The following is a 22,037-nucleotide window of genomic DNA, read 5'->3' as shown; positions in this document are numbered from 1 at the left end:
GGAATGTTTCGGATAAATCTACATCCTATATAGGAAGGTGTCAAATGAAATTGAGCGAAAAAGTTAAGGCCATCAGAATTGCGGAGGGTCTTAGCCAAACTCAGTTATGTGAAATGATTGATTTATCTATAAGCACACTAGGTAAATATGAAACTGGAGTATATGAACCTAGCGGATTGAATTTATTGAAAATGACAGAGCACCCCAGATTTGAAAAATATAGCCTATGGCTAATGACAGGTAAGACAGCCCCTGAAGTTGGTCAAATAGCACCGACTCTCGCACACAATGGGCTAGAGAAAGCAACCTCACGCCAATCAGAGAAGAAAACTGGTTAGACGTTTTATATCTATATTCTGATTACTGCTGGTCACAGTCAGTCAGCTACATCGGAGGGCTTACTTATGGCAATTAAGAAGCTCAATGATGGTCGATACGAAGTGGATTTACGCCCGAACGGGAAAGATGGAAAACGATTAAGACGGATATTTGATCGGAAAGTAGAAGCTGTCACATTTGAAAAATACGCGATTGCAAATGCTAAAAAATTCTCAGGTGACATAGAGCATGCAGGAAAGGTAAGACTGAAAGAATTACTTGATAAATGGTGGTTGTATCATGGCCAAACGTTAAAAAACGGTGTTATCGAAAAAAGGCACTTACTCAAAACAGTAAAAGCCCTCGGTAATCCAACGATGAACCAATTAGATAAACACGCACTACTTGAACATCGTAGCTCTCGGCTAATTGACGGTATTAGCCCTGCAACAATTAACAGAGACCTTTATCGTTTATCGGGTATGTTCACTGCTCTTGAAAAATTAGAATTATTCAAAAGCAAAAACCCAATAAATGGCTTACCACCACTTAAAGAGAAACAACCAGAACTTACATTTTTAAATGAGCAAGAAATAGCAACATTGATTAATGCTGTATCTGGTGACTATAAGCTCATAGCACTACTTTGCCTAAGCACTGGTGCGAGATGGAGTGAAGCAGAAACACTGCATAGTGAACAAGTCCAGAATGGGCGAGTTACGTTCTTACAGACTAAGAACGGTAAGAAAAGAGTGATTCCTATTTCTGATGAATTGATAGAACAAATCAAAACGAAGAAGTCAGGAAAATTATTTAAAGTGGATTACAACACCTTTAGAGAAAAACTAAAGGAAATAAAACCCGATTTGCCACGCGGACAAGCAACACACGTCTTACGACATACATTCGCTAGCCATTTCGTGATGAACGGGGGAAACATTGTTGCACTAAAAGAAATATTAGGGCACGCGAGCATTAACCAGACAATGGCCTATGCTCATTTAGCACCTGATTATTTGCAGTTAGCAATAAAACTTAATCCACTAAATGGTATGAAAATTTAATTAAATCGAGGTGGGCGACCGTCCACTTTCCGTCCACCTCGGCGAACTTTGATGAACTTTCATAGCCTTTTAAAAATTAATAAGTTGCTGTTTTTAAAGGATTGAGAATATAACTTATTGAAAAAAAAGCCCCTAACAGGGGCTATAAAAGACAGGGATGGTGTCTATGGCAAGGAAAAACTTCACTTATTGCTACTTCACTACTTACATAAAAACTCAAAATATAAAACTAACTAACTTGCATTACTACGATACTTACTGAAACTGCATCGCTTGGTATTCAGCCATCTTGTGTTGGTGAATTTGCTCAAGTTCTGCTTTCTGTTCTGGCGTTAACAACTGGTATAATTCATGATGAATTCGTGCCATTTCAACACGTTGTTCCAGTTCTCTTTGCATTCGTTTTTCAAGTTGCTCGCGAACCGCTTTGCCATCAAAGCTATCCGCTATAATTAATTTGTGCAGTGCTTCACGTTCACGAATGGAAGCCGTGTTATCAACATGATAATGACGCTGCGTTGCCATTAAATCACGTAATTGCTGACGTTGTTTCTCATTTAACGTGATACCATTAAACATAAAGGTGCTGGCGCGTTCTTCACTGCTAAACATTTCATGATGCTGAAATGGCACAACGGCATGCCCTGTTGATGAAGTTTGCTCAGATTGCATTTGTAGCATCAAAGGTGCCGAACTTTCATTTGCCGCACTTTGCGAAACTTCTGCAAAAGCAACTGTTGGGCCAAACACAAATGCAGAAGCTAAAACTAACATTGCGGTTTTATGTACTGTATTATGTACTTTGCTATGTGTTGTTCTCAGCATTTGGTTCCTTGTCTATGAACTGTGCTCGTGATTCAATGTGAATGAATATACACCTGTGGCTGCAAACTAGCGTCAGAGCATGTAAAAGAACGTAAAGTGATGGAATCGTAAAGATTGTTATCGTATTTTGGCAGTTGGAGGACATATAAAATGCATAAAATCCTATTAGTTGATGACGACCGTGAACTCACGTCGCTATTAAAAGAACTGCTAGAAATGGAAGGCTTCAATGTTGTCATCGCTTATGATGGTGAACAAGCATTACAACAAATTGACTCATCCATTGATCTACTCTTACTTGATGTCATGATGCCGAAAAAAAATGGTATTGAGACATTAAAAGAACTGCGTCAAATACACCAAACGCCGGTGATCATGTTAACTGCCCGCGGCAGTGAACTAGATAAAGTACTGGGCTTAGAATTAGGTGCAGACGATTACTTACCAAAACCATTCAATGACCGCGAACTGGTTGCCCGCATTCGTGCTTTATTACGTCGCTCAAATTGGAGCGAACAAACGCAAGGCGACAACAGCAATACCCCTGTCTTGCAAGTTGATAAGCTGCAGCTTAACCCTGGTCGCCAAGAAGCTAGCTTTGATAACGAAATTTTGGACTTAACAGGGACTGAATTTACTTTGTTATATCTGCTTGCACAGCATTTAGGCCAAGTAGTGTCTCGTGAGCATCTTAGCCAAGAAGTTCTCGGGAAACGCTTAACACCGTTTGACCGTGCAATCGATATGCATATTTCAAACCTACGTCGTAAACTTCCTGAACGTACTGATGGCCAGCCATGGTTTAAAACCCTGCGCGGTCGAGGGTACTTAATGGTTTCTGCCACATGATCAACAGCTTAACCGCCAGGATCTTTGCGATTTTCTGGTTCACCCTCGCACTAGTATTAATGCTAGTGCTGATGGTGCCCAAGCTCGATTCTCGGCAAATCACCGTCCTTATGGAAAGTGAACAACGCCAAGGGGAAATGCTTGAGCAGCATATAGAAGCAGAACTTGCGCAAGCTCCAATGAATGACTTACTTTGGTGGCGTCGCATCTCTAATGCCATCAAAAAATGGGCACCGCCTGGGCAACGGTTGATTATCGTCACCAGCGAAGGTCGTGTTATCGGTGCAATGCCAAGTGAAATGCAAGTTATTCGTAACTTCATTGGGCAATCAGATAACGCCGATCACCCCAAAAAGAAAAAATACGGTCGCGCTGAAATTTTAGGGCCTTTTTCTATCCGTGATGGAGAAGACCACTATCAACTGTACTTAGTTCGCCCATCTAGCAGCCCGCAATCTGACTTTATTAACTTATTATTTGATAGGCCATTCTTATTACTGATTGCCACAATGCTAATCAGTGCTCCGCTCTTATTATGGCTATCTTGGAGCCTCGCACGCCCTGCCCGTAAATTAAAAATGGCGGCAGATGACGTTGCCAAAGGGAACTTGCGGCCCCACCCTGAACTGGAAGCCGGTCCACAAGAGTTCCTTTCTGCGGGGAACAGCTTTAACCAGATGATCAGCGCTCTTGATGGCATGGTTAGTGCTCAACAACGTTTAATTTCTGATATCTCCCATGAATTACGCACTCCGCTGACACGGTTACAATTGGCAACCGCATTACTGCGTCGTCGCCATGGTGAAAGTAAAGAACTTGAACGCATCGAAACAGAAACTCACCGTTTGGACAGCATGATCAATGACTTGCTTGTTCTGTCTCGTAGCCAGCACAAAAACGAAATCCTCCGTGAAAACATCAAGGCAGATGAACTTTGGGGTGATATTTTAGATGACGCAAGTTTCGAAGCGGAACAAATGAACAAAACGCTTGATGTAACTTCTCATCCAGGCCCTTGGCCGTTGTACTGTAACCCTTCCGCGGTGGGTAGTGCATTTGAAAATATCGTGCGTAATGCTTTGCGTTACTCAAACACCCATATTGCTGTTGATTTTAAAGAAGAAAACAACGGTATTCTGATCACTGTAGATGATGACGGCCCCGGTGTTAGCCCTGCTGACCGTGAACATATTTTCCGCCCGTTCTACCGCACGGATGAAGCTAGGGACAGGGAAACTGGTGGTACTGGGTTAGGCCTTGCTATTGTTGAAACAGCCATAACACAACACAAAGGTTGGGTGAAAGCCGATGATAGCCCACTTGGTGGTTTAAGGTTACAAATTTGGTTACCTGAACACGGCCGTTAACCTAACGCTTAGTTTGAACCTTAAAGCCTTCTATTTTAAATAGAGGGCTTTTTTATTCCTACTCACAAAGCATGTACTCAAAAACTATTATGGAATATTCTTATATTGGATGCAAAAGCAACAATCCCTAAACACGCCACCAATATAAAATGCTTTTTATCAAAAAAAACACATAAATGAAAGAATATTATTGAGAAATAAGGAAGATTTTAGAGATATAAAATCGCAGTAATGTATATCGCTATATATCTTAATGTGTTATTACTTCCTATGCCTAATATATTAATCTGATATTCTATTTTACGTGATTTACGCGTGGTGTTTAATAGAGCGGCAAGAAGGCACAGAAGCCCAACTCGCTTCAAATTAAGATACTTATAATATGTGCTGATACTAATCACGTTTTAAATCGATTTAATTTATTGGTTCTTATTTATTAACCTGTTCAATATTAGGCGAACTCAACTTCAAATGGATTTATCAATGAAAAAATTCAAGCTCACCAAGCTGGCTATGCTTGCTGTACTGAGTGCCATAAGTACACACAGCATTGCGGGGGGATTAGTACTACCGGATAACAATTTACGTAGTGATTTGGCTTGGCTTTCAGAGCGTAACGTTATTCAGATTAGTTTATCAACTTGGCCACTATCCCAAGAAGAAATTACACGTTCTTTAAATAATGCGAATATTACTAACAGCGAACAAGAAGCGATTATTCAACGTATTAAAAAGAACCTAAACCGCACTAAAAACAGTGTTCAGTTGGAAACGCACTTTGCATCTAGCCACAATTCTATGCCGCAAGGCTTTGCACAAAGCGAATATAGCGACATCCGTTATACCGTTTCAGGCAACTATAGCACTGACGATGTAGATTTAAACCTCACCGCCAACGGTGAACGCGCCCTACGTGTTGAAAACGGTTCAGACTATAACCTGAATGGCTCTTATGGTGGCGTAAAAATTTGGAACCAATGGGTCACCTTTGGTGAGATCCCTCAATGGTGGGGGCCGGGTCATGATGGTAGCTTAATTCGTACCGATGCCGCTCGCCCTGTCACGGGCTTTTTGCTGCAACGTGCTGACCAAAGCCCATTTGAAACCCCATGGCTTTCTTGGATTGGTTCATGGCAATATCAATTAACCGCTGGGCAAATTAAGCAATACTCTTCCCAGCCCAATACCAAACTTATTGGTTTGCGTATGACCATGAACCCTACTGATTTCTTTGAACTCGGCGGTTCACGCGTCGTGATGTGGGGAGGCGATGGCCGCCCTAACAATTGGAACTCGTTCTGGAACGCTATGGGTGGTAGGGATAATACTGGCGACTATAATGATGACCCCGGTAACCAATTAGCTGGTTTAGACTTTAAACTAAAACTTTACCCATTAATTGACCTCCCTGTCAGCGTTTACGGGCAAATGGTCGGTGAAGATGAAGCTAACCTTTTCCCATCGAAAAATGCCTTTATGGGCGGTATTGAGGGCTACCACACCCTATGGGGCCAACCATTAAATTGGTACATTGAAGGCGCCAATACCCATACAGAGTGGGATAAAGACGGCGTAATGTACCGCCACTTTATTTATAAAAATGGTTATTACCAACAAGGTGCATCACTAGGCCACGCGATGGGCGGTGACGGCCGTATGCTCACCACCAAAGTGGAATATACCCTTGATGATGATAACCGTGTTAGCACCCGCCTAATGTATGCGAAGGTGAATAAATCTAATTTCAATGGTAACAAACTGTTCCCTAAATCAGAAACTATCAAAGGTGCAGACTTAGGTTGGTGGCATAACTTTGAGAATGATATCAGCACAGATGCCAAAGTGTGGGTTTCTAAAACAGATTATGAAACTCGTAATGACCTAGGTGCCGCTGTTACGGTAAACGTGCCGTTTAAATGGTAAAACACACCTATTTCGCGTAACTTTCTTTTAAACGGGTTATGTTTTATACATAACCCCTTTTTTATATGTTAAATATTTCTATTTTCAAACAAATATACATTAACTTCTTAGATGTTATCTAACCATTCAGTTAATTAATATAATCAATTACCCATACTATTCATCTGTTAACACTCTTAATTCGGATAATTTTAGATATATTTCCATTGTAAATTAATTTGTTACATATCGAAAGCAATGATATATAAGGAGTAACCTAACTAAAATATTTAATCGTGCTCAGAATGTGATAATGGAATTATAACCTGATAATTTAAAATAACTTATTCAATGGATACGCTTATTAGGACTATTCTCTAAGGCTATCACAGTGATAGTCACTATATATATTTAGTGGTATTATTAGGCGCTTTTACTTGACCGGACAGGGCTCGAAGCATACCCTTGGTCGGTCAAAAAACGATAAGCAGTGCTTATCAATTGAACAGGTTAGCAAAAAATGTAACGTTTTCAATTGATAAGTATGCACTTACAATTTCAATGGTGCTCTGGGACCCGACAACCCAGTGCGGTAGCTATGGGTGTTATTAATAATTAACACCTTTAAAGTTAACTATAGACCACTTTTAATTTATTACTTATTTAATAACAAGGTTCTCAGTGAAAATATTCGTGACTGGTGGCGCAGGCTTTATTGGTTCTACAGTTATTCGCCATATTATTAATAATACTAACGACAGTGTTGTTAATATTGATAAATTAACTTATGCAGGAAATTTAGAATCTTTAGCATCGATTTCTGAAAGCTCTAATTATACATTTGCTCAAGTTGATATTTGTGATTCCGCTGCCATTAAACAACTATTTGCTTTGCACCAACCTGATGCAGTGATGCACCTAGCAGCTGAATCTCATGTTGACCGTTCCATTGATGGCCCAAATGAATTTATTCAAACGAATATTATCGGTACCTATACTTTATTAGAAGCGGCTCGTCATTATTGGAACCAATTACCTACCGATAAAAAATCAGCCTTCCGCTTCCACCATATTTCAACAGATGAAGTTTACGGTGACCTAGAATCAACAACAGACCTATTCACTGAAACTACTTCTTATTCACCAAATAGCCCGTATTCTGCATCTAAAGCATCAAGTGACCATTTAGTTCGTGCATGGCAACGTACTTATGGCTTACCTACCATTGTGACTAACTGTTCTAACAACTATGGTCCTTACCATTACCCAGAAAAACTGATCCCGCTTATTATTCTAAATGCTTTAGAAGGCAAACCATTACCTGTCTATGGCAATGGACAGCAAATTAGAGACTGGTTATATGTAGAAGATCACGCAAGAGCACTCTATAAAGTTGTGACAGAGGGTAAAATTGGTGAAACCTATAATATCGGTGGTCATAATGAAAAAGCCAATATTGATGTGGTTAAAACGATTTGTAGTACCCTTGATGAATTAGTACCAAATAAACCAAATGGTATTAATCGCTATGAAGAGTTAATTACTTATGTGACTGACAGACCTGGTCATGACCTTCGTTATGCCATTGATGCTACAAAAATTAAAAATGAGCTTAATTGGGTACCAGAAGAAACATTTGAGACTGGGCTTCGTAAGACAGTGAAATGGTATTTAGCAAATGGTGAATGGGTTGACCATATTAAAAATGGTAGCTATCAGTCATGGGTAAAACAACATTATGGGAATAGCAAAGAATGAAAATTTTGCTGCTCGGAAAAAATGGTCAAGTAGGGTGGGAATTACAACGAGCATTATCACCACTAGGCGAATTAATTGCCTTAGATCGCCATTCAAAAGATTATTGTGGTGATCTTTCTAACCCTAATAAACTATCAGAAACCATCGAGTTACTAAAGCCAGATGTTATTGTTAATGCAGCAGCTTATACCGCTGTAGATAAAGCTGAGGATGAAGCTGAGTTATCTAGACTAATTAATAGTGAAGCAGTAAAGACTTTAGCTCAATCAGCTGAAAAAATTAATGCTCTTTTAATCCATTATTCAACTGACTATGTATTTTCCGGAGAAGGTGAGCATTTCTGGAACGAAGATGATCAAACCTCAGCCTTAAATATGTATGGAAAAACTAAACTAGAAGGTGAGCAGAATATACAAACTTATTGTTCAAATCATTTAATACTACGAACTAGTTGGGTTTACTCTACTTTTGGTAATAACTTTGCGAAAACAATTCTTAATTTAGCCAAAACAAGAGAAAAACTGTCAGTTATCGATGACCAATATGGTGCACCAACAAGTGCTGAATTAATCGCTGACTGCACTGCTATTGCATTAGTTCAAACGTTACAGGATAAAAACAAATGTGGTGTATACCACTTAGTCTCTTCTGGCTCAACAAATTGGTATCAATATACTAAATTAGTCACACATGAAGCACAAAATAATGGAATTGAATTAGCATTAAAGGAATTAAATGCTATTCCAGCAACCGACTATCCCCTACCAGCCAAACGCCCATATAATTCAAAGATGAATAACAACAAATTTAAAAAAACATTCAATATAGAGTTACCAAGCTGGGAGTTAGGTGTTAAACGCTTAATTAAAGAATTATCAATTAAATAAAGATTTGTAGAATATAAAAATGAAAAAGACATATAAAGGTATTATTTTAGCAGGCGGTTCCGGAACTCGTTTATATCCAGTCACTATGGCAGTAAGTAAACAATTGTTACCTGTTTATGATAAACCAATGATTTATTATCCATTAAGCACACTGATGCTAGCTGGCATTCGAGATATTTTAATTATTAGTACTCCGCTAGATACTCCCCGCTTTCAACAGTTATTAGGTGATGGCAGCCAATGGGGATTAAATTTAGAGTATAAAGTACAAGAAAGCCCTGATGGGCTAGCACAAGCATTTATTATTGGTGAAGAGTTTATTGGTGATGATAATTGTGCACTCGTTCTTGGTGATAACATTTTCTACGGACACGATTTACAAAATCAACTAGAAAAAGCAACTAAAAAAGAATCTGGTTCGACAGTTTTTGCTTACCATGTGAATGACCCTGAGCGCTACGGTGTTGTTGAATTTGATGATACTGGTACCGCTATCTCTTTAGAAGAAAAACCTAAAAAACCTAAAAGCAATTATGCGGTTACAGGTTTATATTTTTACGATAATACCGTTATTAAGCTTGCTAAAAACCTGCAACCATCAGAACGCGGAGAATTAGAGATCACTGATATTAATCGCCTTTATCTTGAGCAAGGCAACTTATCAGTCGCAATGATGGGTCGAGGTTATGCGTGGTTAGATACCGGAACCCATCAAAGCTTGATTGATGCAGGTAATTTTATCCAAACACTAGAAGAACGTCAGGGATTAAAAGTTGCTTGCCCTGAAGAAATTGCTTACAGAAAAGGCTTTATTACAGCTAATGATGTTAAAAAGCTGGCAAAACCATTATCCAAAAATTCATATGGTCAATATTTACTAAAAATGGTTAAAAATAAATGAAAATTATCCCAACTGAGATTCCTGATGTATTAATTATTGAGCCGAAAGTATTTGAAGATGAACGAGGTTTTTTCTTTGAAAGTTTTAATCAAAAACAATTTGATGAAGCCGTAGGTTATCCTGTGAATTTTGTACAAGATAATCATTCAAAATCAGTAAAAGGCGTACTCAGGGGGTTACATTATCAAGAAGAACCCTATGCTCAGGGAAAGTTAGTTCGCTGTATAGCTGGTGAAGTATTTGACGTTGCTGTTGATATTAGGAAAAATTCACCAACATTTGGTAAATGGGTAGGCGTAAATTTATCAGCCGAAAATAAACGTCAATTATGGATACCTGAAGGCTTTGCTCATGGTTTCCTTGTAATAAGTGACAGTGCTGAATTTTCTTATAAAACAACAAATTATTATCATCCCAAGTCAGAAAAAAATATTTTCTGGGCAGATGATACATTAAAAATAATATGGCCAATAACTGAAGGTTTAATTATCTCAGATAAAGATAGAATTGGTACACTATTTAATGCTTAAAATATAAAATCATGAGTTAACAGTTGAAAAAAAATATTTTTTATTTGGCGATTATTCAAATATTAAAATTTGTAACGCCACTGATAACATTTCCATATCTAACTCGAGTTTTAGGCGTTGAAGCATTTGGAAATTTAGCCTATGCTTCAGGTTTAATCATATATCTAACACTTATAGTCGAGTTTGGATTTAATAAGATATCCGTTATTAATGCGAGCAAATTAAAAGAAAATAAAGAATATCTATCTGAATATATATATACAATATTTTCAACACAACTAATACTGTATTTTTCATCTATGATATTAGTTTTCATCTCATACATATTCTTCCCATTCTCCATTGATTTCTTATATCTTATAGTAATTTTATCTTTAAGTTCTTTTGGTTTAATATTCACTCCAAGTTGGTTATTTCTAGGAATAGAAAAAATAAAAGCATTAGTACCTTTTACGATTATAGGAAGATTAATCAGCATTCCCTTAATTATATTTTTCGTAAAAGGACCAGATGACATCCTAATAGCCGGGTTAATTCAAAGTAGTGCTTTCTTAATATCAGGTTTTATATGCACCATTTATTTAATTAAAAATAAATATTTATTAAGGTATAAGTTTAAATTTAACAACATTATTTCCGCATTAAAAGATAGTTCTTTAATATTCATTACTAACTTTGCATCTAATATGTATATGGCTGCGGTTCCTATTATCATTGGGTTAATATTAGGACCAGTATATGTTGCTTACTATAAAGTAGCAGATAATATAAAAGCAATCTCGCTTAATTTAATGAGCCCTATATTTAATGCTGTATACTCAAGGTTCAATAATTTATACAACCGAGATATAAATGAATCAAGGATTTTTCTAAAAAAGTATTTTAGATTTTCATTAATCTTATCAATATGTGGTGCGTCTATATTATTTATATATTCAAAAAATATCATAACAATTATAGCAGGAGAAGAATATTTACCCGGAAGTATTGTATTAAAGATACAGTCTTTAGTTATTATATTTAGTGTTTTAAATCAATTTTTGGGAACCCAAACACTGATTCCATTAAAATACCATAAACAGTTTAGTATTATAGTTTGTATCGGAGGAATTACATCTCTTATTTTTATATATCCATTGATATATAATTTTAGTATTATTGGAGCAGCAATATCTGTATTAATATCTGAGATACTAATATTCATACTATTACTGCACACACATAAAAATAAAGAAATCAATATATTATTCTAAAACCATAGAAGAAATAATTATGTTTAATATTTGCATCCTCGTCTTGATATATAATAAAAAACCATTCGAATCAAGAACCATTAATAGTTTAAAAAAATATCATAATAATTTAAATAATTGTTCAATTACTATATGGAATAATGGTCCAAATACTATACTTCCATTATCTACATCTCCAAATGATGATTTAAAAATAGGAGATTGCGAAATAAATATTATTGAAACGATACAGAATACTGCCTTATCAGAAGTGTATAATACATTCATAAAAAATAATAACAGTAATAAATATGTCATTCTAGATGATGATTCAGAATTAACAAATGAGTATATCCAAGCTATTAACACATTGGAACTTAGTGATATTGCTTTTCCATTAATAACATGCAAAAGAAAAGCTAGGAGCCCAATAATAGATAACTGTATACAATCTAACACTGGTACTGTATCAGAAAAACAAAATATATTAGCAATTGGCAGCGGTATGACCATCAATAAAAGAACTATTTCTGCTCTAAATAATTATTTTGGCAATGTATTTGATGAAAGGTTTAGGTTTTATGGCGTAGATATAACATTTTGCTATAGAATAAATAAAATAAGAAAAAATGAAAAATTTCAAGTTACTATAATTGACGGTTTTGAGCATTCATTATCAAAAATGGAAGTTGAAAGTAGAGAAATAAAAAATTTCAGAAGAAAAGAACGCTCATATGATTTAGCCTTAAGGTTAAAATATTATTACACTAAACCCTACTCGTTATTAATTCTATCTAAAGCCATTCTCACATCTATAAAAAATAATTTTTTCTCAAAAGAATCAAAATATAACTATGCAGATCTTTTGAAGGCATACTTTTCTGGAAAGCACTATAAAGACTAACTAATGATGAAAACTTTAAAGTTACGGTACACTGGACTAGATTTATACTGGCTCATTTCAGCTATAGGATTAACTTCTGTTTTTATTATTTACCCTGTTTTTAGCTATTTACTTCCGCCTAATCTTGTTATATTTATGATATTATCAATATTATTAACACTAATATCAATAATATTGATTCAATATAATATAAAGTTAGTTTTATTTATTATCCCGCTACTAATATTAAAGGTGTTCTTTTATTTATCTTTAGAACCAATAATTACTAGCGATGAATTAAACTACTATAACTATGCTGTAAGTTTCAGTAACTCACAAAATATGCTAGATGAGTTAGCTAATCATTTTAATAAAAATATAGCTGTTGACTTATTTGCTTTTGTAGAGCCACTAATTGGATACTTTTATTCAAGTATTATTATTTTATCTAATAGTGATAACCCTTATTTTATTTACATAATAAATTTAATTATAATTATTTTTTCCATTGGCTTATACTCCTCAAAATTAGAATTTAACAACCGAATTTACTTATTTTTGTTAGCTTGGATTATTTTCTCTCCCTATCTCTCTTATTGGGGCACTCGTTTTTTTAAAGATTATATATCACTTTTAATTATTTTTTATTCTCTAGTATTATTCATAAATAAAAAATTCTTCCTATTTATTATTCTAATATTGTTAGCTACAAGTATTCGTTCTTATTCTATTGTTATTTTTGCCATATACTTTTTATTCTGGAAAAAAAATATTTACATTACATTTATCTGCGCATTAGTTTCATTCATAATAAGTTTATTTTTATACCCTGGAATAATAACCAAATACCTTAAAATTTTTGGCTATTTTCTGATCAGTCCTAACCCATTAAAATTAGATAACTATGATTTAGTTATGGGTACCCAAATTATTGAAGCGGTATTCATATTTTTAATATTTACTTATGGATTAATAAAGAGAAGAAAATTCACTCTTAATGTAGTATTCTGTATTTCCATTTATGCATCATGTATCTATATGGTTGATAATAGATTAACTTATAGTTGGAATCTTCCAGCAGATACTATTACTGAAAACTACCATCGAAAAAAAATACCCATATTTCCCATGCTAATGCTGGCTTCATTAAATATTTTATTTAATAATAAAAAATTAATCAGGAAAAACAATTGTGAACTTATTAGTAACAGTAGAGCGCAGATATAAAGAATATAATAATGATTTTTATGTGAAGGGAATTGAAGATAATATATTTTTCAAGCGATATTTAACCGATTTTAAAAAAGTATATGTTGTTGCAAGAGTTAGTAAGGTAAACACATATCCCATTGGATTTAAAAAAGTAAATTCTAATAAAATTATTTTTTTACCTATATATAGTGAAGGCTATGGTATATTAAAATTATCGGTAATTTCCAGTATTATAAAAAAAACAAGAAATCATGATTGTAAAATTATTATTAGAACACCAGGATTATTAGCTTATTCTTTTTCATTGTATTGTTTTTTCCTTAAAGCTAAATTTAACTTAGAAGTAGTGACTGACCCTTATGAAGAAGCTATAAATTCAACTCGTAGCTCTATATTAAATAAGGTATTAGGAAAAGTATTTCCATTAATATTTAAGTTTCAGCTTAAGAATTGTCAATTTGCCTCTTTTGTCACAAAGAACAGTATTCAAGATAAATATTTAACCAACTACATTGAATCTGAAAAATTTAATTCTTCATATAGTAGTATAAATTTGTCGGATGATTTCTACAGAGAAAAAAATATTGAACCGAGAAATATAGATGATATAAATTTGTTGTTTGTTGGAGTACTTGATAGAGATTTTAAAGGGCTGGATATTTTTCTAAAAATCTTGCATCAGCTACCTAAACACTATAAGGCGAAAGTTGTTGGTGATGGAATACTATTAAATAGTTATAAAGAGCTAGCCCAAACACTTGAAATATCTGATAGAACAACATTTCTTGGTTATATATCAGATGAGGAAGAAAAACAAAACATCTATTTTCAATCAGATATTTTTGTTTTGACTTCAAGAAGAGAGGGTTTACCTAGAGTTGTAATTGAGGCAATGGCAAATAGCCTTCCATGCATATGCAGTGATGTTTCAGGCATTAGAGAATTGATTCCTCAAAACTATATTTTTCCAATTAATAATATAGAATTAGCTTGCCAATTAATAAAAAGAATGACGGCAGAAGATATGCTCACTCAAGGAAAAATAAACTTCCAAACAGCCAAAGAATATTCAATATCTAAGATAGTTCCCCAGAGAAGTCACTTTTATCAAAAAATTATTTTTGTAGATAAGGCTCAGAAAAATGATAACTAAAATTAAGAATTTAATCTTATTTTTATACTTAAAGATTTTCGGCGCAGAAAAATATGCAAGGCTCTTAGGGGTTAAAATAGGAGAAAAATGTAGGATTTATAATACAGATTGGGGTAGTGAACCATTTCTAATCGATATAGGTTCAAATGTGACCATTTCTAAAAATGTAACTTTTATAACTCATGATGGTTCGCCGTGGATTTTTAGAGAAAAAACTGGTCGATACTATAAATATGCAAGAATAACAATCGAAGATAATATATTTATTGGCATGAACACAATTATAATGCCTGGAGTTACAATTAAAAGTAATGTGATTGTAGGTAGTGGTAGTATTGTAACTAAAAATCTTGATTCTAGCTATGTATATGCAGGTAATCCTGCAAGAAAAATTGATACGTTAGAGAATTACTTGGCCAAAGTTAAGAGTGATTTCATCTATTCATCTAATTCGAAGAATAAAAAATCAGATATAGTATTGATAGAAAAACAATACTTTTTAAAAAAAAGGAAATAGAAATGATTAATTTAGCCTTTTTTCTACCAGATTTAGGTGGTGGTGGTGCAGAAAAAGTAATAACTAATTTAATGAGATATATTAATGAGAATGATAAAAAAATAAATATAATTTTATTTGTCAATAAAATTTCGGGTCCTAATATAAAGAAAATACCGAACGAAATTAAATTAATCGAATTATCAAGTTATAATATAATATTTTCATTTATAAAACTTTCAAGCTATATAAAAAATCTAAACATCCACTATTTAATTTCTACTGTTAGAGGAGCTAATATAGCTGCTGCATTATCAACATTCATATATAAAAAACATATTTGGATTTTAAGAGAGGCTAATACTTTCACTAACCCTAACCATAAAAAAAACTTTAAAGAAAAAATAATAAATTTTTTTTGCTACATCACATACAACAGAGCTGATTATATAATAGCTAACTCTCCAGACACAAAAAATGATTTGATTAGAAACTGCTTTAATTTAAAAAAAATAGATATTAAAGTACTTCCCAATCCTGTCATGTTACTTTCTCAATACAGAAAAAAAGTTTGTTTAAAAAAAACAAGTAAAAAATTAATTGCTGTAGGCCGCTTAGTTCCTCAAAAAAATTTTCATCAGCTTATAATGGCAATTTCTAATTTGATTAATAAGGGAGAAAGTATAAGTTTAGATATTTATGGTGAAGGTTATTTAAATAGTGAGCTGAAAAAATTGATAGCAAAATTAAAATGTCAAAATAGTATAAAAATACTCCCTTATAATGAAAACATAATTGAATGTTATCCTGAGTATGATTTATTTGTCTCAAACTCGAAATGGGAAGGTTTTGGTAACGTTCTTGTAGAAGCAATGGGAGCAGGGCTTCCCGTCATATCAACAAATTGCCCAGGTGGACCCCAGTATATTTTCCCCGATGACTCAAAAATGATATCGTTAGTTCCCCTCGATTGCTCGATTGATGAACTTTCTTTGGCGATACAGCATGCCTTGCTAAATAGAAGCAATTATACAGAGAATGATATTTATAATCTTATCCAGCATGCTAAAAAATTTTCAGTCGAAGTGATTTGTCAACAATATTTAGATTATATATTAAACTTGAATAAATAACTATTAATATGAACATACTTCAATTAAGTAAATACTACAAACCATATTGTGGTGGAGTAGAATCTGTTGTCGCTGATTTATCAGAAGGACTAATACTTAGAGGTCATACTATTAATGTATTGGCCATAGGAAACTCATCCAGCAATAAACCGGAAATCATTAAAGGGGTACATGTAACTAGAGCTAAGGAATGCTTTAATATTGCACAAACCTCTATATCATTCGAGTATATTAAGCTAACCACTAAATATTTTAATGATTGTGATATTGTTCATTTGCACTTACCTAATCCTTTAGCTAATATTGCTTACTTAGTTGCATTTATTTTAAATAAAAGAAAACCTAAACTGATTATTCATTGGCATAGTGATATTATAAAACAAAAAAAATTACTGATACTTTACAAGCCTCTTTTAAATTGGTTGCTTAATAAAGCAGATATAATTATTGTGACTAGCAAAGTATATTTAGATTGTTCTAAACAGCTATCTATGTTTAAGCATAAATGTAAAGTAGTACCTATTGGTATTGATTCGTTAATAGATTTATCTTCTCAAGAAAGAACCGAACTTATAAAAAATAAATATAATAATAGTAAAATTATATTCTCATTGGGAAGGCATATTTACTATAAAGGATTTGAATACCTTATTCTTGCAGCTAAAAATGTTGACAACGCCATTTTTTTAATCGGAGGCTCAGGTCCAGATACTGAAAAATATAGAGAGTTAATTAGAAAAAATAATTTAGAAAAAAAAGTATTCCTAATTGGACGCATTGAGCAAAAAGACTTAGCTAACTACTATAGAGCTAGCACATTATTTTGCTTTCCCTCCATCGAAAAGTCTGAGGCATTTGGTGTTGTTCAACTTGAAGCAATGTCTATTGGAACACCTGTTATTTCAACTAATATCCAAGGTAGTGGTGTTCCTTGGGTCAATAAAAATAATGTTAGCGGTTTTATATGCGAGCCCAAAGATATAGAGTCTCTTTCTGAACATTTAAATATAATAATAAATAATGATCATATTAGAAAAAAATTATCTATCGGTGCTAAAGATCGATACGTTAAACATTTCACAAAAAACAAAATGATTAATGACACTGAAAGTATCTATTTAGAAATTTTTAATCGTTAATAAAATAGGATTTATTATGTTACTCCCTATAATTATGGCTGGAGGCTCAGGAACTAGATTATGGCCTCTATCACAAGAAAAATTACCTAAACAATTTCTAAGTATTTCATCCCAAGATTCAATGCTACAAGAAACTATTGGGCGATTAAAAAATATTGAACATTTACCTCCAATAGTAATTTGTAATGAAGAACATCGATTTTTAGCATCTACACAACTGCAAGATAAAAATATATTTGCATCTGAAATTATACTTGAGCCCGTAGGAAAGAACACTGCACCAGCGATATGTATTGCTGCACTTTTAGCCGTCAAGACTCATGATGACCCTATAATGTTGGTGATGTCTTCAGATCACTTTATAAAAGATAATACGTCCTTTATAAATTCGATAACGGCAGCTATACCATCTGCTAGAGATAATAAACTGGTTATTTTTGGAATCACTCCGAATAGCCCAGAAACAGGATATGGTTACATTAAAAAAGGAGATAAACTTTGTAACGAAATATATAAAGTTGACTCTTTTATTGAAAAGCCTACTATAGATATAGCAGAAAATCTCGTTGCCTCAAAAGAATACCTTTGGAATAGCGGAATATTTTTATTTAAAGCATCTACATATTTAAGTGAATTAAAAAAATATAGACCTGATATTTTAATATCATGTGAGAAATCTATAGAGAATGCTAAAAGAGACTTAGAGTTTCTAAGATTGGATTCATTTTATTTTAATTCATGCCCTTCAGAATCTATTGATTATGCCGTAATGGAAAAAACAGATAGTTCTGTTGTTATGCCTATTGATATAGGTTGGAGTGATATAGGAACTTGGAGTTCCTTATGGAAGATTAGTAATAAAAATGTTGATGGAAATGTTTTCAAAGGAAATACTATATCTCTTGATGTTCATAATTGTTTTTTCTTTTCTAAGAAAAACACTATTACAGCGATTGGTATTAATAATCTTATAGTCGTTGATGCTAATGATTCAATTCTTATTTGTGATATGAATAGAGATCAAGAGATAAAAAGTATATTGCCAGATTTAAATATACAAAACAATACGAACGCTAATATTATTATGCCAGTACACCAACCTTGGGGAAAACATGAGAATATTTCAAAAAGTTCTAATTATCAATTGGAAAAGGTCATTGTTAATCCGAGGTCTAAAAGCTCAGAACAAATCCATCATCATAGGGCCGAACACTGGATCATTGTTTCAGGTACGGCTCATATCTATAAAAATGGTGAACTTCATATTCTACATGAAAATGAATCTATATTTATTCCAAAGGGTGTAAAACATTATTTTGAAAATCCAGGTTTAGTTCCTCTAATTTTTATTGAAGTAAAAACAGGAAGTGCAATTACAGAATCTGACATTGTCCGTATACCTAAATGATATTAATGGAAATATAATCATGAACAAACTAACTTGTTTTAAATCATATGATATTAGAGGAAAAATAGGAGAAGAACTAAATTCTGATATAGCATACAGAATTGGTCAAGCTTACGCCCTATATTTACAACCTAAAAATATAGTCATTGGTGGTGATGTTCGCCTAAGCAGCAATGAATTAAAAATTGCTTTAGCTAATGGACTGATTGATGCAGGAGTGAATGTAATTGACCTAGGCTTGACAGGTACAGAAGAAATTTATTTTGCAACTACATTCTTGAATACTGATGGTGGTATTCAAATAACTGCAAGTCATAATCCTGCTAATTATAATGGAATGAAATTAGTACGTGAAAATTCGAAGCCTATAAGTGGTGATAGCGGACTTTTCGAAATCCAAAACCTTGCAGAAAAAAATATCCGAACACTATCTAAAACCCGAGGATCCTATCAAAAAAAATCAATCTTAGATAACTATGTAGAACATTTACTAACCTATATTTCTTTAAAAAATATTACTCCTATAAAAATCGTCACTAATTCAGGAAATGGTGCTGCAGGGCATGTTATTAACAAAATTAACCAAAAATTTACTGAGCTAAAAGTACCCGTTGAATTTATTACTATCAATCATCAACCAGATGGGTCATTTCCAAATGGCATTCCTAATCCATTGTTACCGGAATGTCGTTTTGAAACTTCAAATGCAGTGAAAGAATATGGTGCGGATATTGGTGTAGCATGGGATGGTGATTTTGATAGATGCTTTTTCTTTGATGAAAATGGCGATTTTATAGAAGGATATTATATTGTTGGCTTACTAGCAGAAGCTTTTTTGAAAAAAAATACGGGCGAAAAAATAATATACGACCCGAGATTAACATGGAATACTATAGATATTGTAAATAGAAATGGGGGCCACCCAATTATATCTAAAACTGGACACGCCTTCATAAAAGAACGAATGAGAGAAGAAAATGCACTTTATGGTGGTGAAATGAGTGCTCATCATTACTTTCGTGATTTTTTCTATTGTGATTCAGGAATGATCCCTTGGCTTCTAGTCATAGAGTTAATCTCGCTAAGAGAAAAAAAATTATCGCAATTGGTTAGTAAGCAAATTGAAAAATATCCATCTTCTGGAGAGATAAATCTAAAAATAATAAATGCCAAAGAATCTATGATATTTATCGAATCCTACTATGCCGACCATGCTTTAAATATTAGCTATATCGATGGTCTTAGTATGGAGTTTAAAGATTGGCGATTTAATTTGCGTGAGTCTAATACAGAATCACTGATAAGATTAAACGTAGAATCTAAACATAACTATTCTTTAATGAATAAAAAAAAGAATGAAATTTTACTCATTTTAGAAAAATATCAATAAATAAGTAGAGTATAAAAATGAAATATTTAGTAACAGGAGTTGCCGGATTTATTGGATTCAACATTTGTAAAAAATTATTAAAGCTAGGACATCATGTTATTGGTATTGATAATATAAATAACTACTATGATTTTAATTTAAAATTAGCACGTCTTGAAAACATTAAATGTAAACAATTCGAATTCAAACAAGTTGATATAACTGAACAGTCAAAAATTAATAATTTGTTTGAAGAAGAACAATTTGACCGAGTCATTCATCTAGCCGCTCAAGCAGGCGTACGTTATTCGTTAGAAAATCCATTTGCCTATACAGATAGTAATCTCAAAGGACATTTATCAATTTTAGAGGGTTGTCGCCAAACCAAAGTAAAACATTTGGTATATGCCTCTTCTAGCTCCGTATATGGCGTGACAGATAAGGTCCCATTTACTACCAACATGCCAACCGATCACCCAATTTCATTGTATGCAGCAACTAAGAAAGCCAATGAATTGATGGCGCACTCCTATTCACATTTATATCAGTTACCCACTACAGGGCTGCGCTTCTTTACCGTTTATGGCCCTTGGGGCCGACCAGACATGGCGTTATTCAAGTTCACTAAAGCTATTTTGGCGGGTGAGCCTATTGATGTTTATAATAACGGCAATCTCAGCCGTGACTTCACTTTTATTGATGATATTGTCGAAGGCGTGATCCGTATTTCGGATATAATTCCACAAACAGACCCGAATAACCCTTCAACTTCACCAGCAGAAAGCAGTGCGCCATACCGTATTTATAATATTGGTAATGGGCAACCCGTAAAGTTGATTGAATTTATTTCAGCGTTGGAAAAAGCGCTCGGTAAAGAAGCCATTAAAAACTTCTTACCTATGCAAGCTGGGGACGTTTATACAACTTGGGCGGACACTGAAGACTTATTTAATGTGACAGGCTATCGCCCACAAGTATCTATTGAACAAGGTGTTCAATCCTTTGTTGAATGGTATCGTTCTTATTACCATATTTAATAAAAGTTTCACTCAATATTCTAATTCAAAAGGTCATTATTGTGAAAATAGCAATCGCAGGGACCGGCTACGTCGGCCTATCTAACGCCATGTTACTATCACAGCACCACGAAGTGGTTGCAGTCGATATCATCCCTGAAAAAGTGGCAATGTTAAACAATCATCAATCACCGATTGTTGACGCTGAAATTGAGCAATTCTTAACGGAGAAAACGCTCAATTTCCGTGCCACAGAAGATAAAAACGAAGCCTATACGGGCGCGCAGTATGTGATAGTGGCGACGCCAACAGACTACGACCCAAAAACCAATTACTTCAATACTCAATCGGTTGAATCTGTTATTCATGACGTGAATAACATTAACCCCGCAGCGACGATTATTGTGAAATCCACCATTCCTGTGGGCTTTACTGAGCGTTTACGTGAAGAGTTTGGTTACACCAACGTGATTTTCTCCCCTGAATTTTTACGTGAAGGCCGTGCTCTGTGGGATAACTTACACCCTTCCCGCATTGTGGTCGGGGAGCGTTCTGAGCGTGCAAAGGTTTTTGCTGATTTACTGCTAGAAGGTGC

General features: G+C 34.0%; 20 protein-coding genes and 1 pseudogene. 20 read left to right on the top strand and 1 reads right to left on the bottom strand.

Translation table 11 applies throughout. The features are described from left to right. The first annotated feature begins 44 nt into the window (after window positions 1–44). Together ACIPUA_RS05385 and ACIPUA_RS05380 are read left to right on the top strand one after the other, a co-directional pair. Window positions 45–338, top strand: a complete 294-nt coding sequence (locus ACIPUA_RS05385; protein WP_430225097.1) for a helix-turn-helix transcriptional regulator — start codon at window positions 45–47, stop codon at window positions 336–338. 66 nt (window positions 339–404) lie between these two features. Next, window positions 405–1,382 (top strand): phage integrase, encoded by a 978-nt coding sequence (locus ACIPUA_RS05380; RefSeq protein WP_449059393.1) that lies wholly within the window; start codon window positions 405–407, stop codon window positions 1,380–1,382. A 255-nt stretch (window positions 1,383–1,637) separates the two neighbouring features. Here ACIPUA_RS05380 and ACIPUA_RS05375 read toward each other — a convergent pair whose 3' ends face one another. Continuing rightward, a complete protein-coding gene (locus ACIPUA_RS05375; protein ID WP_048605735.1) occupies window positions 1,638–2,207 on the bottom strand; it encodes a Spy/CpxP family protein refolding chaperone in 570 nt (189 codons plus the stop codon). 150 nt (window positions 2,208–2,357) lie between these two features. On the opposite strand from ACIPUA_RS05375, the gene cpxR reads away from it, so the two are divergent. The 18 genes and pseudogenes from cpxR to ACIPUA_RS05285 form a co-directional block, all read left to right on the top strand. Further along, the gene (gene cpxR, locus ACIPUA_RS05370) at window positions 2,358–3,056 is read left to right on the top strand and encodes an envelope stress response regulator transcription factor CpxR (RefSeq protein WP_042846693.1); all 699 of its coding nucleotides are present in this window, start codon (window positions 2,358–2,360) and stop codon (window positions 3,054–3,056) included. Then, on the top strand, window positions 3,053–4,423 hold the full coding sequence (gene cpxA / locus ACIPUA_RS05365) for an envelope stress sensor histidine kinase CpxA (RefSeq protein WP_042846694.1): 1,371 nt from the start codon (window positions 3,053–3,055) through the stop codon (window positions 4,421–4,423). Before cpxR ends, cpxA begins: the two co-directional genes overlap by 4 nt. A gap of 483 nt (window positions 4,424–4,906) precedes the next feature. Then, the gene (locus ACIPUA_RS05360) at window positions 4,907–6,346 is read left to right on the top strand and encodes a capsule assembly Wzi family protein (protein WP_210831924.1); all 1,440 of its coding nucleotides are present in this window, start codon (window positions 4,907–4,909) and stop codon (window positions 6,344–6,346) included. A 660-nt stretch (window positions 6,347–7,006) separates the two neighbouring features. Beyond that, window positions 7,007–8,083: a dTDP-glucose 4,6-dehydratase gene (gene rfbB, locus ACIPUA_RS05355; RefSeq protein WP_449059392.1), complete on the top strand. Its 1,077-nt coding sequence runs from the start codon at window positions 7,007–7,009 to the stop codon at window positions 8,081–8,083. Then, window positions 8,080–8,970 carry a dTDP-4-dehydrorhamnose reductase gene (rfbD, locus tag ACIPUA_RS05350; RefSeq protein WP_166696424.1) on the top strand — a complete coding sequence of 297 codons (891 nt, stop codon included), beginning with the start codon at window positions 8,080–8,082 and terminating at the stop codon, window positions 8,968–8,970. The genes rfbB and rfbD overlap by 4 nt, the downstream gene beginning before the upstream one ends. A 19-nt stretch (window positions 8,971–8,989) precedes the next feature. Then, window positions 8,990–9,871: a glucose-1-phosphate thymidylyltransferase RfbA gene (gene rfbA, locus ACIPUA_RS05345; RefSeq protein WP_166696423.1), complete on the top strand. Its 882-nt coding sequence runs from the start codon at window positions 8,990–8,992 to the stop codon at window positions 9,869–9,871. After that, complete coding sequence (rfbC, locus tag ACIPUA_RS05340) at window positions 9,868–10,401, top strand: dTDP-4-dehydrorhamnose 3,5-epimerase (protein WP_449059391.1); 534 nt, start codon at window positions 9,868–9,870, stop codon at window positions 10,399–10,401. Before rfbA ends, rfbC begins: the two co-directional genes overlap by 4 nt. A 23-nt stretch (window positions 10,402–10,424) precedes the next feature. Further along, window positions 10,425–11,654 carry a flippase gene (locus ACIPUA_RS05335; RefSeq protein WP_449059390.1) on the top strand — a complete coding sequence of 410 codons (1,230 nt, stop codon included), beginning with the start codon at window positions 10,425–10,427 and terminating at the stop codon, window positions 11,652–11,654. Window positions 11,655–11,673: 19 nt separating this feature from the next. Further along, window positions 11,674–12,537: a hypothetical protein gene (locus tag ACIPUA_RS05330; protein ID WP_449059389.1), complete on the top strand. Its 864-nt coding sequence runs from the start codon at window positions 11,674–11,676 to the stop codon at window positions 12,535–12,537. Window positions 12,538–12,540: 3 nt separating this feature from the next. Beyond that, on the top strand, window positions 12,541–13,743 hold the full coding sequence (locus ACIPUA_RS05325) for an EpsG family protein (RefSeq protein WP_449059388.1): 1,203 nt from the start codon (window positions 12,541–12,543) through the stop codon (window positions 13,741–13,743). Continuing rightward, on the top strand, window positions 13,709–14,881 hold the full coding sequence (locus ACIPUA_RS05320; RefSeq protein ID WP_449059387.1) for a glycosyltransferase family 4 protein: 1,173 nt from the start codon (window positions 13,709–13,711) through the stop codon (window positions 14,879–14,881). The genes ACIPUA_RS05325 and ACIPUA_RS05320 overlap by 35 nt, the downstream gene beginning before the upstream one ends. Then, on the top strand, window positions 14,871–15,398 hold the full coding sequence (locus ACIPUA_RS05315) for an acyltransferase (protein ID WP_449059386.1): 528 nt from the start codon (window positions 14,871–14,873) through the stop codon (window positions 15,396–15,398). The genes ACIPUA_RS05320 and ACIPUA_RS05315 overlap by 11 nt, the downstream gene beginning before the upstream one ends. A 2-nt stretch (window positions 15,399–15,400) precedes the next feature. Continuing rightward, window positions 15,401–16,510, top strand: coding sequence for a glycosyltransferase (locus ACIPUA_RS05310; RefSeq protein ID WP_449059385.1), 1,110 nt, complete (start codon window positions 15,401–15,403; stop codon window positions 16,508–16,510). Between the two features lie 8 nt (window positions 16,511–16,518). Further along, on the top strand, window positions 16,519–17,649 hold the full coding sequence (locus tag ACIPUA_RS05305; protein WP_449059384.1) for a glycosyltransferase: 1,131 nt from the start codon (window positions 16,519–16,521) through the stop codon (window positions 17,647–17,649). A gap of 16 nt (window positions 17,650–17,665) precedes the next feature. After that, window positions 17,666–19,057, top strand: coding sequence for a mannose-1-phosphate guanylyltransferase/mannose-6-phosphate isomerase (locus ACIPUA_RS05300; RefSeq protein WP_449059383.1), 1,392 nt, complete (start codon window positions 17,666–17,668; stop codon window positions 19,055–19,057). A gap of 19 nt (window positions 19,058–19,076) precedes the next feature. After that, window positions 19,077–20,447 carry a phosphomannomutase CpsG gene (locus ACIPUA_RS05295; RefSeq protein WP_449059382.1) on the top strand — a complete coding sequence of 457 codons (1,371 nt, stop codon included), beginning with the start codon at window positions 19,077–19,079 and terminating at the stop codon, window positions 20,445–20,447. Window positions 20,448–20,464: 17 nt separating this feature from the next. Further along, the gene (locus ACIPUA_RS05290; protein ID WP_449059381.1) at window positions 20,465–21,463 is read left to right on the top strand and encodes an NAD-dependent epimerase; all 999 of its coding nucleotides are present in this window, start codon (window positions 20,465–20,467) and stop codon (window positions 21,461–21,463) included. A gap of 41 nt (window positions 21,464–21,504) precedes the next feature. Further along, window positions 21,505–22,037: pseudogene (locus tag ACIPUA_RS05285) on the top strand (UDP-glucose 6-dehydrogenase); the annotation flags it as partial.

The organism is Providencia sp. AGC89 (assembly GCF_053543535.1).
The sequence above is the reverse complement of the archived record's forward strand: the minus strand, read 5'-3'. Positions and strand labels throughout refer to the sequence as shown.